The organism is Stieleria sedimenti, from assembly GCF_025060895.1.
In the GTDB taxonomy this organism is placed as follows: domain Bacteria; phylum Planctomycetota; class Planctomycetia; order Pirellulales; family Pirellulaceae; genus Stieleria; species Stieleria sedimenti.
On sequence record NZ_JANZKV010000229.1, the window covers coordinates 1 to 12,590 of the forward strand.

At 60.0% G+C, this 12,590-nt stretch carries 8 protein-coding genes; 2 read left to right on the forward strand and 6 right to left on the reverse strand.

Features of this window, described 5'->3' with window-relative positions; translation table 11 throughout:
* Window positions 1-427: 427 nt before the first annotated feature.
* From gatB to mnmG, 5 genes are all read right to left on the reverse strand, one after another.
* Complete coding sequence (gene gatB / locus NZK35_RS27055; protein ID WP_259635644.1) at window positions 428-1,900, reverse strand: Asp-tRNA(Asn)/Glu-tRNA(Gln) amidotransferase subunit GatB; 1,473 nt, start codon at window positions 1,898-1,900, stop codon at window positions 428-430.
* Between the two features lie 3 nt (window positions 1,901-1,903).
* A complete protein-coding gene (gatA, locus tag NZK35_RS27060; RefSeq protein WP_259635645.1) occupies window positions 1,904-3,364 on the reverse strand; it encodes an Asp-tRNA(Asn)/Glu-tRNA(Gln) amidotransferase subunit GatA in 1,461 nt (486 codons plus the stop codon).
* A 187-nt stretch (window positions 3,365-3,551) separates the two neighbouring features.
* Window positions 3,552-4,868 (reverse strand): sensor histidine kinase, encoded by a 1,317-nt coding sequence (locus NZK35_RS27065; RefSeq protein ID WP_259635646.1) that lies wholly within the window; start codon window positions 4,866-4,868, stop codon window positions 3,552-3,554.
* Window positions 4,869-5,456 carry a response regulator gene (locus NZK35_RS27070; RefSeq protein ID WP_259635647.1) on the reverse strand — a complete coding sequence of 196 codons (588 nt, stop codon included), beginning with the start codon at window positions 5,454-5,456 and terminating at the stop codon, window positions 4,869-4,871.
* 508 nt (window positions 5,457-5,964) lie between these two features.
* Window positions 5,965-7,800 carry a tRNA uridine-5-carboxymethylaminomethyl(34) synthesis enzyme MnmG gene (gene mnmG / locus NZK35_RS27075; RefSeq protein ID WP_259635648.1) on the reverse strand — a complete coding sequence of 612 codons (1,836 nt, stop codon included), beginning with the start codon at window positions 7,798-7,800 and terminating at the stop codon, window positions 5,965-5,967.
* Window positions 7,801-7,892: 92 nt separating this feature from the next.
* On the opposite strand from mnmG, the gene NZK35_RS27080 reads away from it, so the two are divergent.
* Both NZK35_RS27080 and NZK35_RS27085 read left to right on the forward strand, forming a co-directional pair.
* Window positions 7,893-10,133: a hypothetical protein gene (locus tag NZK35_RS27080; protein WP_259635651.1), complete on the forward strand. Its 2,241-nt coding sequence runs from the start codon at window positions 7,893-7,895 to the stop codon at window positions 10,131-10,133.
* A gap of 48 nt (window positions 10,134-10,181) precedes the next feature.
* A complete protein-coding gene (locus tag NZK35_RS27085; protein WP_259635649.1) occupies window positions 10,182-11,606 on the forward strand; it encodes a sulfatase-like hydrolase/transferase in 1,425 nt (474 codons plus the stop codon).
* 76 nt (window positions 11,607-11,682) lie between these two features.
* Here NZK35_RS27085 and NZK35_RS27090 read toward each other — a convergent pair whose 3' ends face one another.
* Window positions 11,683-12,483: a GxxExxY protein gene (locus NZK35_RS27090; protein WP_259635650.1), complete on the reverse strand. Its 801-nt coding sequence runs from the start codon at window positions 12,481-12,483 to the stop codon at window positions 11,683-11,685.
* Window positions 12,484-12,590: the final 107 nt, after the last annotated feature.

Genomic DNA, 12,590 nt, shown 5'->3' on the forward strand with positions numbered 1-12,590 from the left:
GCCGTTCCGCTAACACCTTGCGGGGTGTTTTTGTTAGCGGTAGGGCGCGAGCCCTCCGATCTTTCACGGTGTTTTTGAAGCGCGACCGGACGGCTCGCGCCGTTCCGCTAACACCTTGCGGGGTGTTTTTGTTAGCGGTAGGGCGCGAGCCCTCCGGTCTTTCACGGTGTTTTTGAAGCGCGACCGGACGGCTCGCGCCGTTCCGCTAACACCTTTAGAGCCAACGGACGTGACATTGGACGCAAGCCCAATGCCAAAAAATCGTTCACGGTGAAGGGCTCCGCCCTGGGAACACATCGGCCCACCGATGGCAGCGCGAACCCACGGATCCCTGGCTGCTTTACATCCGTGGGTTCGCGCTGCTATCCGTGGGTTTTCAAGGATTCGCTGTGTTCCGGCAATTGCCCATCCATTCTTTCACGCCGACTCACGCCTGATCGATCAACCGCAGCGCGATCTCGCGGACCTTTTGCGGATTGGCGTTGGGGTTTTTGCCACGGGCTTGACCGATCAACGAACCGACGGCTTTCTGATTGCCGTTTTTGACATCGTCGACGACCTTGGGATTGGCCGCGAGCAACTCCTTGACCAGGGTTTCCATTTCCGAATCATCAACGGCCTCGATCCCCAAGGCCTTGATCGCCTCGTCGATGCCGCCGCCGTTTTCGCTGAGGTGCTTGAACACGTCGCGGGCGCGGTCGTTGGTCAGTTCTCCGCTGCTGACTTTGGACAGCAGTTGGGCGAGCTGTTCGGCCGCCACGCCGAAGGATTCGATGTCCCCGCCCTGCTCTTTCAACGTTCGCATCACGTCCTGCTGGATCCAGCTGCTGGCCCGTTTTCCCTCGCCGCTGGCCATCGCGACGGTATCGAAGTACTCGACCATGCCGCGGCCTTGTGAAACGATCACGTCGGCGTCGTAGGCTTTGATGCCGTACTGCGACTGCAATCGCTCGCGTGTTTCTTCGGGCGTCTCCCCGAGTGACGCGCGGATCTCTTCGACACGTTCGCTGGGGATTCGGACCGGCAACAAGTCTGGACACGGGAAATAGCGGTAGTCGGCAGATTCTTCTTTCTCACGTTGCGGATACGTCACCCCTTTGACGTCATCCCAGCCGAAGGTGCGTTTGCCGTGGGTCTGGATCGTGTTGCCCGTTTCCTCCCACTCGGCATACTGTCGATCGACTTCAAAGTGCAGCGCCGCGACGACGTTACGAAAGCTGTTCATGTTTTTGACTTCGACGATCGGCGTGGCAATCCGCTCGCCATGTTTGTCGATGTGCAAGTTGACGTTGGCATCCACCCGCAGGCTCCCCTCTTGCATTTCGCAATCGGAAACGCCCAGGTGTGTCATGATCTCTTTCAACTTGGTCAGATACGCCAACGCCTCCTCGGCCGTTCGCAAATCCGGCTCACTGACGATCTCCAACAGCGGAGTGCCGCAACGGTTCAGATCGATGCGGCTGTCGGCGCGGCCGGCCGCCTCGTCGTGCATGCTCTTGCCGGCGTCTTCTTCCAGGTGCGCGCGGGTGATCCCGATCTTTCGCGTGGCATCGTCATCGGCCGGGTCGGCGATCTCCAAACACCCGTCGGCACAGATCGGCAGATCAAACTGGCTGATCTGGTAACCCTTGGGCAAATCAGGATAGAAGTACTGTTTGCGATCCCACTTGGTCAGCGGCGGGATATCACAATTGATCGCCAACCCCGCTCGAATCGCCAGCTCGATCGCGTGCTCGTTGATCACCGGCAACGCGCCGGGCAAGCCTAAACAAACCGGGCAGACTTGTGTGTTGGGCGGGCTGCCGAATTTGGTGCTGCAACCGCAAAACAACTTGGTCGCCGTTTTCAGTTGGACGTGGACTTCCAGTCCGATGATCGTCGTGGTCGGTAGCTGTGACATCGTTTATTGAGTCGGTCGTTGGGTGTGATAATCAGTCGCCGATTGAAAAGCAGATGCCGCAAACAGCAAGCGACTCTCTTCCAACGTCGGGGCCTGCAGTTGAATCCCGATCGGCAATCCCGAAGGATCGAATCCGCCCGGCAACGAAATCGCGGGAACACCGGCCAGATTCGCGCCGACGGTGAACAGATCGCACAGATACATCTGGATCGGATCGTCAATCTTGTCTCCCAACGGAAACGCCGGTGTCGGTGTGACCGGTCCCAACAACAGATCGACTTGCGAAAACGCGGCGTCAAAATCGCCCCGGATCAACCGTCGCACCTTGAGCGCTTTGTTGTAGTACTCGTCGGCATAACCTTCGCTCAGTGCATAGGTCCCGATCATGATGCGGCGTTTGACTTCCGCACCAAACCCTTCGGCACGACTGCGACAATACATCGACACCAAATCCTTGACCTCTGCGCCGGCGCGATGTCCGTAGTGCGCCCCATCGTAACGAGACAGGTTGCTGCTCGCTTCGCTCGGCGCGATCACATAATAGGTCGGAACCCAATACTCACGATGCGGCAGATCCACATCAACGATCTCGGCCCCGAGTTCCGCAAACACACCGATCGCGTGCGCGACCGCGGTTCGGATCGATTCGTCGATCCCTTCGGCTTGCAACGATTCACGCAACACGCCGATTCGCACACCACGCAGGTCATTGGATTCGGTCGCCAAGGTGAAATCGGGAACGGCTTGGTCCAGCGACGTCGAATCCCGCGGCTCGAACCCAGCGATCACGTTCATCAACAACGCACACTCGTCGGCCGACCACGCCATCGGACCGATCTGGTCCAAACTGCTGGCAAAGGCCACCAACCCGTATCGGCTGACTCGACCATAAGTCGGCTTCAATCCCGTCACGCCGCAAAACGCCGCGGGCTGACGGATGGAGCCTCCGGTGTCGGTGCCCAGACTGAGCGGAACGGTCCCCGCGGCAACCGCCGCGGCGGCGCCACCGCTGCTGCCGCCGGGGGTGCGTGAAGTATCCCAGGGGTTCTTGGTGATCCCGAAGGCACTCGTTTCGGTACTCGCCCCCATCGCGAACTCGTCCATGTTCGTTTTTCCGACGATCACGGCGTCGGCGGCGCGGAGCTTTTCGACGACGGTCGCATCGTAAGGCGGACGAAACCCACGCAGCATTTCCGACGAGCAGGTCGTCGGCATGTCGGACGTGCACAACACGTCTTTGACGGCGACCGGCACACCGGCCAGCGCCCCCAGCGGCTTTCCGGAGGCACGCTTGGCATCGACCGATCGGGCGGCCGCGAGCGCCGACGCACGATCGACATGGGTGTAAGCGTTGTGCGTCGACTGAGACGCCTCGATCGCGTCCAGCGCGCGTCCGGCGATTTCAACCGCCGATGCCTCACCGGCAGCCTGCAATCGCAGCACTTCCAAAGCAGAATCAAGCATGAAGGGGGTGACTCGTTACGACCAGATGGATGACAGGCACGAATTATCGACCATCATCCGCCGATCGACCACCGGGCATCGAGAAGGGGAATCGGGCACACGTTGGTGTCCAGCCTTCAGGCGATCTCCCGCTCGCTGCGGAGCAGCCACAGTGGGCGGCTGAAGCCTGCACACCAGCGCGGGCAGATCAATCCGGGATCGCGATCGTGGCGACACAACCGGCCAAGCCGCCGGAAAGCCGAATGGTGGCGTCATGCAATTGGGCGACTCGGTAAGCTCGACACAGCCCCAACCCCAACCCGCGGCCGGCCTCGCGACCGCTGTAAAATGGATCAAAGGCATGCTTGGACGCTTCGACGCTCAGCCCCGGACCGCTGTCGGCGACATGGATCAACCACTGCGGATCCCGCGACGGGTCATCCACACGCTCCATCGACAAGACGACCGTCCCGCCGCTGCCGATCGCTTCGATCGAATTTCGCAGTAAGATTCGAATCGATTCCAGAATCATCGACCGATCCACCGACACCATCGCCGGCTCTGGCAACGTTTCCGCCAACAACCGGATGTCGAATTCCGCAGCGACCGCGGCAAACTCCGCTCCAGCCGCCTCGACCATCGCGTTCAAATCGACACGTTCCCGATCGACCTCCGGCGGATTGGCGAAAAACATCAATCCGGCAATCATCTCATGGGCGCGATAGACCTGTTGGACGATCTGCTGAAGCGATTGCTGACGCTGTGGATCGGATTCCTCTCGCGCGAGCTGTTGTGCCCGGGCGGAAATATTCGCCAGCGGATTGTTGATTTCATGGCTCAATCCATAAGCCAACTGCTTCGCGGCAGCCAACTTCCGTTTCTCTGCCAAGGCGGACAGGCTGGACTGAGTCACCAACTCGCGCTCCCGAGCCCGCGCCAGTTGCTGCAACAAACGACTGCCCTCGATTTTTCGTTTCGGCTCGGAGACACAGTCCCAAATCACCGCCGGCACATGCTCGATCCATTCCGAATCGATCGCCGGCCCCAAAACCTGTAACCACTCCGCCGCTCCGGCAATCCAATCGTTCGGCTCGGTCGTTCGGCTGCGGGCCAATAAACGGGACCAACGATGCTGGTGCGCATTGGTGATCTCCGGCGCCGCAAGCATCCACTCGCCGTCGGCGAATGCAGCGGGTGCCGCACCGATGAACCACTCCGCCAGCTCCGTCGCGGACACAAATTCATCGCCCGGCCAGCTCAACAAGGCATACAGCAAGAACGGCGGATCTTCGAGAAACGCGGAGGTCACCCGGCGCACGGCCAGCGGATTGACGTCCCCCCAGCCGGCACTGGATGACGAAATGGCCGTCGAGATCGCGACCATGGCGGTGTCCGATAACGGCAACCACCAGCGTTGGTCCTCGCGCGAGATGGGCGGCAGAACACCCCACCAGCCGAGCTCTAACACCGAGCCCGGAAACGGGAATTCATTCGATTGGTCGCGGAGACTCGTCACCGCATTCATCTAATTCGGGACTTTGCGTTCCATTTCCAGCAGATCGCAAGATCGCAACACCAAGTCGTCGATCGCAAACGGTTTCTGCATGAAATCGTTCGCACCGGCGGAACGCAGCGCGTCGACCTTGTTGTGCTCCACCATCCCGGAAATGCAAAGAATCTTGACCATGTCCAAGGCCGGATCGCTGCGGACCCGTTGGCAGACTTCTTTGCCGTTGATGTCGGGCAACATCACGTCCAACACGACCAGATCGGGTCGAAATTCCTTGACGCCCATCCCGGCATCAAAGCCGTTGTTCGCCGTGCGGATGTCGAATCGCCCGTCGCGTTCAAAGCCGTCTTTCATCAATTCGACCAAATCCTGGTCGTCATCGACGATCAACAATTTCTTCTTGCCGCTCTCCAGCGCGTCGGTCGGTATCCCGTTGTCCTTCATGAACAGGTAGAGCTGTTCACGCGGAATACGTCGAAATTTGCTTCCCGGCACCCGGAAGCCCTTCAGCGAACCATTGTCAAAGCAACGAATGATCGTCTGCTGGCTGACTTTGCAGATTTTAGCCGCTTCGCCTGTCGTAAAGACCGTCTTCGTGGTCATCGCAGAAACCATCCTCCCTGCAGGACGAGCCGTTTCCCAACCTGTGCGTTTGTCGCGAGTGAGCCTTCGTGGAAGCCTCACCCTGTTCCATGTCTTTCCGTGCTAGCATTCGCCAACACTCTTGTGCCGGTCACCAAACCAGCACGACAGGCTTCTTTTAGCAAAACCCCCACGCTTCCGCACAAGAGCATTTCATTGCCAATTTGCGTCAAAAACGTAAGTAACAGCAAACTCCGAAACCCTCAAGCTTGCCGATCTTGCCCGACCGACGAATCTTACCGAATCCACAGGACAGGTCAAGATAGGTTACCAGCGAACTTTGAACAGCCAGCGACCAGCGTGGGACGTTGATTGTGTCAGTGGCGGCGTTGATCGTAGCGGAAGTCGTCAACGGGCTGTCGTTATAGACTCAGCAGATCCCAACTAAATCGACAGCCCGTCAAGACTTTCGCGAGCCGCCGGCCCTCTCTGGCGTTTGATCAGCCCAGTCGATTCGAGGGCGATTGCATCACCTTGACGACGGGGCTTCGAGATAGGCCAGCAACAACGCGATATCCGCCGGCGTGATTCCGCTGATTCGCTGCGCCTGGTCGAGCGAGACGGGCCGAATGTGACTGAGTTTCTCCTTGGCTTCGTTTCGCATCGCGGTAATCGTGGCATAATCGAATCCGCCGGGGATTTTCTTTTTCAGCATCCGCTGCTGGCGGGCAACTTCGTCGCGTTGCCGGCTGACGTAGCCTTCATATTTGATGTCGTAAACGACTTGCTGTGCGGCCTGGTTGCCGATGGTCGCAAGCTGGGGAATGTACTCGCACATTTTTGCCCAATCGACTTCGGGGCGGCGAAGGTAGACGTCGCCCTTGACGTCACCCTTGGGCGTGCTGATCCGCACCGACCCGAGCAACTCGATCGCCCGATCGATGTCGGCAAGTTTCGTCGCAAACGTCTGGCGGCGCTGGGCATCGACCAATCCGAGCGCGTCGGCGTCGGGCGTCAATCGGCGATCGGCGTTGTCTTGCCGCAGCAGCAACCGATATTCCGCCCGGCTGGTAAACATTCGATAGGGTTCGTCCGTGCCGCTGGTGACCAGATCGTCGACCAACACGCCGATGTAAGCTTGATCTCGCGTCGGAACCCACGTCGATTTTCCGGCGACTTGCCGTGCCGCATTGAGACCGGCGATCAACCCTTGTCCGGCCGCCTCTTCGTATCCGGTCGTGCCGTTGATCTGGCCGGCGAGATACAGCCCCGAGACCCGTTTGGATTCCAGGTGCGGCCAGAGCTGCGTGGGCGGACAATAGTCATACTCCACGGCGTATCCGTAACGCATGATGGTTGCCCGCTCCAATCCGGGAATCAGCCGGAACATCCCGTCCTGAACATCGCGTGGCAGACTGGTCGAGATGCCGTTGACGTAGACCTCTTCGGTGTGATGGCCTTCCGGTTCGAGGAACAGCTGGTGGCTGGCTTTATCGGCAAAGCGAACGACCTTGTCTTCGATCGAAGGACAGTAGCGTGGTCCGCGCGTGTTGATTTGTCCGCTGTACATCGGCGCGCGGTGGAGATTGGCGCGAATCAGTTCGTGCACCGCTTCATTGGTCATCGCGATGTGACAGGGCACCTGATCGACCGACAAGGAATCGTTGAGGAACGAAAATGGTTGGGGTTGGTCATCACCGGGCTGTTCGTCCAGGCTGGCATAATCGATCGTCCGGCGATTCAAACGGGCCGGTGTGCCCGTCTTGAATCGATCGATTTGGAATCCCAATCGACTCAGCGCGCCGCTAATCCCCGTCGTCGTTCCCTCTCCGGCGCGGCCGCCGGCGGTTTTGGATTCGCCGGTATGCATGATCGCTGACAAAAACGTGCCGGTGGTCAGCACCACCACCGCCGCGCGATACTCCGCCTGTCCCCGCACGCGGACCCCAACGATCCGCTCGCCCTCGGCGGTGGTCTCGGTCAACAGATCTTCGACCGTTTCCTGGCGCAGATCCAAGTCGCTCTGCAATTCGATGGCGTGTTTGATGTATTGCTGATACGCCTTTTTGTCGGCTTGCGCTCGGGGGCTGTGCATCGCCGGCCCCTTGCGGCAATTGAGCAGTCGAAACTGAATCCCGGTCGCGTCAATGGCGTGCCCCATCAATCCGCCGAGTGCATCGACTTCGCGGACGATCTGGCCTTTGGCGACACCACCGATCGCCGGATTGCAGGACATCTGCCCGACGGTATCCAAATTGGTCGTCAGCAGCGCCGTCCGCGCGCCCAAGCGAGCCGCCGCGGCAGCCGCCTCGGTTCCGGCATGCCCTGCCCCGATCACCACCACATCATATTGATACTGAATCATGAACTTTTCCTGCTTCCCCATCAAGCTTGGCCCTTCATTTTGCCGAACCGGAAGATGAGGTACACCCGTTTCTTTCGACTCCGGCATATCCGATGGGCGTTTTCCGCCAATTCGTCCGGGCGATCAATCATCGCCCCCCGTTCATCCCGGCGACACCCCGCCGTCAGCCGGTGGTACGCATGCTGGAATGCCATCGCGTCCCACTGTCGATCTCGCTGTGGACCCTGTTTGCCATCGTTGCCGTTCCGGCCGTCGCGGTCGACCCGGACGCCATTGTCCTCACATCTCGGGTTTTTGATATCCCATTTCAGATGGAACGGGACAGCGGTGCGACGATGGTGCGGCTCTACGTCTCCTCCGACCGCGGACAAACGTGGGCCCAGGCCGCCGAGCAGCCTCTGCCGATTCAACAATTCCACTTTGAAGCGACCGCCGATGGGGACTACTGGTTCACCCACGCGACCGATTTGGACGCGCCCCCCCAGCCGACAGAAACGCTCTCGCCGGAACGCAAGATTTTCATCGACACGACCGGACCGGCGATCGATCTTCAAGCCGGTGCCGACGTCGACGGTACTCTGTCGGCGCAATTAAAACTGACCGATCCCCATCAAGTCGCCACGCTCCGCGTGCTGTACGCGACCGATGTCAGACGCCAGTGGGTCACGGTCCCCAACGCATCGATGGATCAGGAAGGCCGATTTTCGATTCGTCCCGCCGAAGATTGGCAACAGATGTCCGTCCACGTCACAGCCACCGACTCGATCGGCAACGCGTCGGTCCAATCGAAAACGTTCCGTCGCCCCCGCGTGGCGGCAACCAAGCTGCCGCGGATGGCCGCGTCACCGAACCAGCTGCGCATCCAAACCGTCGCCGGCCCCAGCGATCCGCCCAGCTTTCGACTCGGCCCGACGGCCGACAACCAATCATCACCGTCGTCAACGGCCCAGACCTCCCCGCAGTCGCTTCCGCATACAGCCACTCGCGGCGCCGCATTGCAGTCACCGGGATCGGGTCCGCTGCGATCAACCGGCAACGCAAGCACGTCTGTCCGCGGCACGGCCCCCACCACCGCCCCGACCACGAGACGTTCGCTGCAATCCTTCGGTTCGGCGTTCGCCGCCAGCGCCCCAGCGGTGACGAAACCGATCGAGCCTACAGCGGCGGGTGCGGCAGCAACACCCGCAGCCGACTCGCCGGCAGCCAACCGACCCGGCAACCCGTCGCGTCCGATGACGTTGCCCGCGTCGGGACTGACCGCCAAACTGACGCCCGAAGGCATCGAGGTGCTGCCGGCACCGCAGCCCGAACCAGCGCCCGCCGAAGCCCCGAAAGCACCCGCGGCGACGCCCGAAACATTGCCGACACCCGCCCCAACGCCGGAAACGACAGACGCGCCGACGCTAAACCTTGCCCCACCGAAATCGCCCGGCGATCCGATCACCGAGTCGATCCCGCTGCCGGAAGCGGAGGCGGACGACGAAGCCACGTCCCAGCGATCGCGGACACTCGAAGAAGCCTTGCGGCCGATCACCCCGCGATCCCAGACGACGCCTGATCAGCAATCAGGCCGTCCCTCCGCGGAGCAGATTCCGACGCCGGCACCGAGCAGCACGCCGGACGATCAACGGCGTGACCGGGCCGAGCGTGCCGAACAACTCAGCCGCGAGCAACAACAACGCTACGACCGAGCTCAACTGGCCCGCACCGTTCCGTTTCGCTGGAGCAACTCCAATCGTTTTAGCTTGGAATACGAACTCGAAGCCGTCGGCGCCTCGGGAGTCGAAGCGGTCGAGTTGTACGGCAGTCTGGATGCCGGGCGGACTTGGAAGCGATGGGGCGCCGACCCGGATCGGACCAGTCCCTTTGACATCGAAACCAAGGGCGAAGGCGTCTTCGCGTTTCGAATCGTGGTGCTCGGCAACAACGGCTTGGCCAGCCCACGCCCGTTGCCCGGCGATCAACCCGATATCGCGGTGATCGTGGACCAAACGTTGCCCAAAATCAAAATCACTTCGGCGCGATACGGCGAAGGCGATCGCACAGGGTCGTTGATCATTCGCTATGAGTGCAGCGATGAAAACCTGATGAACCGCCCGGTCGCGATCGCGTTCAGTGATTCGATCGACGGGCCGTGGACGACCATCGCCGCGGGGCTTCGCAACGACGGGCTGTACGTTTGGCCGGCCGATCCAAAGTTGCCCCATGAAATCTATCTGCGTGTCGACGCCACCGACCAGGCCGGCAACACGGGCAGCTACTTGCTGGACCAACCGATCGCCACCGGCGGGCTCGCCCCGCGGGCCCGAATCCTCGGCTTTCGGTCTCGGTAGCGGTTAAACTACGGCTCCGCCCTGCCCTTCCCTGCCCCGGAGCCCGTGATGCGTTACCTGTTGTTGATCCTGGCGTTGCTTCCCGCTGCGGCCCAAGCCGCACGACCGAACATCATCTTGGTGATGGCCGACGATCAAGGCTGGGGTGAAACCGGTTACAACCAACACCCGCGGCTGCAAACACCGAACTTGGACGCGATGAGCCAATCCGGACTGCGGTTCGATCGGTTCTACGCCGGTGCCCCGGTCTGCTCGCCCACCCGCGCCGCCGTGTTGACCGGACGGTCCTGTTACCGAGTCGGCGTTCCCGAACACGGCTACGCCTTGCGTCACCAAGAGATCACGTTGCCGCAAGTGCTGTCCGACGCGGGTTACCAGACCGCCCACTTCGGCAAATGGCACTTGAACGGATTGCGCGGTCCCGGCGCACCGATCCTGCGTCACGACAAGTTTCATCCCGGCACGTTCGGCTTTGACCATTGGCTGTCGGTAACCAACTTCTTCGACCGCGATCCGTTGCTCAGCCGCGGAGGAGAGTTTGAAGATTACCGGGGCGATTCGTCGGACGTGATCATGGAGCAAGCGTTCAAGCACATCGAACGCCAATCCGCATCCGACCGACCGTTCTTCACCGTCATCTGGTACGGCACACCGCACTCTCCCTTCAAAGCGTCGACCGAAGACAACGCACCGTTTTCGGATTTGGACGAGGCGTCGATGCATCACTACGGTGAACTGGTCGCACTGGACCGCAGCATCGGCGCCCTGCGTACCGGGCTGCGCACGCTGGGCATCGAAAAGCAAACGCTGTTTTGGTACTGCAGCGACAACGGCGGGTTACCCAAGATCACGCCGCCGACGACCGGCGGTCTGCGCGGGAACAAAGGCACGATTTTCGAAGGCGGCTTGCGGGTACCGGGCATCATCGAATGGCCCGGTACGGTCACTCCACGACAAACCGATTATCCGGCCAGCGTGATGGACATGATGCCCACGATTCTCGAGCTCGCCGCCGCCGAACATCCCGCGCCCCAACGCCCACGGGACGGCATCAGTTTGACGCCGCTGTTCAGCGGGCCGTCGAAAACTCAGCGCCATCGCCCCGAACCGATTTTCTTTCGCTACAAATCCGCCGCAGCGGTGGTCGACGGCGACTGGAAACTGCTGACCCAAGATTTCAAGAAGGACGCGTTTGAACTCTACCACCTGGCAAACGATGTGGCGGAATCCACGAACGTCGCCGAGCAACATCCCCAGCGTTTTCAAACGCTCCGCCGCCAACTTCGCAACTGGCTCGAATCCACCGACGCCAGCGAAGCGGGCCAGGATTACCCCGAAGGCCGCGTCGCGGCGGATCATCCCCAACCCATGTTCTGGGTCGACCGCCCCGACTACCAACCCCACCTGGAAGACTGGAAAGACCGCTGGGAATACAAAACCTGGCTCGACCGACGCCGGAGAACGAAGAATTAGGCAATGGCGGGTGCGGGCAAGGCAAAACGATGGGGGCAAAACAATAGGAAAGACGATTGGGCAACAACCGAAGTCATCATTCAAGTGTTGCCATTCGCACATCGTGATGGTTTAGATTCGCCCACTGGATACAACGAAGGCTTGTATGGCACAGCAGTCTTTTTAGCTGTGTCTCCATCTCTGCATCGCCATCGGTGAGCGTTGTGATGGCCATTGCTGTGTCAGTGTCGATTAAAAACACGTCGTGCATTCCAGCTTGGAAGTTCCCGTCAAAGATCGGAACGCGCCTCGATCCACTCTGGAATCCTTTGAGCAGAAACAACGTGGCTTCACGATAGAGAGATGCGCTTAAGAATACGCCCCAATCATTCAAAAGATCTTCCAATACCTCTCGTAGTCTAACGCTCGCATCATTGACGCCTCGCCATCGTTTGGTATCGATCGCAAATCGGTGTCGAGCTGCTGAATCAAGATTGGTCGAGATGAAACGCTTTTGGACACGAGGCGTTCGCAAATTCACCAACAATCCATGTTTCATCCCCGAGAGAAGCAAATAGTTGATTGTTTGAGCGTCGTGAGCAGGCGTCAGATAATCAACGGTTTTTGCTTCCACCATCAGCGCGTGGCCCAGAAGCAGATCCATATAGTACGACTTACAAAAGTGTTTGTGCGACACTCTGATTTCGACTTCTTGCCGAGCGGGCGCCACGCCCGCAAGTTCACAACGCCGACGAATGATATTTTTGAATGGAGTCTCGTCGATCAGACGACTGAATTCATTGTGAGCGGAGTAGATGATTCCCATGACTCGGTATGCGAATGACTGGAACTCGTCACGGTCAAGAACCTGAATTTCTGAGTCAACCTTGATGGGCATGGCGACACCTCTCGTTGTGAGTTGGAAGGTGGCAAAACGATGAGGGCAAAACAATAACACGCAAGAAGTATCCCGCTACCCCCCTGGCCACCCCATCGTCTTGCCCC

Bases quoted from the DNA above. Each gene is read 5' to 3' on its own strand.
- NZK35_RS27070 (WP_259635647.1), bottom strand. From the start codon at position 5,456: ATGACCACGAAGACGGTCTTTACGACAGGCGAAGCGGCTAAAATCTGC.
- NZK35_RS27085 (WP_259635649.1), top strand. From the start codon at position 10,182: ATGCGTTACCTGTTGTTGATCCTGGCGTTGCTTCCCGCTGCGGCCCAA.
- NZK35_RS27090 (WP_259635650.1), bottom strand. From the start codon at position 12,483: ATGCCCATCAAGGTTGACTCAGAAATTCAGGTTCTTGACCGTGACGAG.
- NZK35_RS27080 (WP_259635651.1), top strand. From the start codon at position 7,893: ATGGGCGTTTTCCGCCAATTCGTCCGGGCGATCAATCATCGCCCCCCG.
- NZK35_RS27065 (WP_259635646.1), bottom strand. From the start codon at position 4,868: ATGAATGCGGTGACGAGTCTCCGCGACCAATCGAATGAATTCCCGTTT.
- gatA (WP_259635645.1), bottom strand. From the start codon at position 3,364: ATGCTTGATTCTGCTTTGGAAGTGCTGCGATTGCAGGCTGCCGGTGAG.
- mnmG (WP_259635648.1), bottom strand. From the start codon at position 7,800: ATGATTCAGTATCAATATGATGTGGTGGTGATCGGGGCAGGGCATGCC.
- gatB (WP_259635644.1), bottom strand. From the start codon at position 1,900: ATGTCACAGCTACCGACCACGACGATCATCGGACTGGAAGTCCACGTC.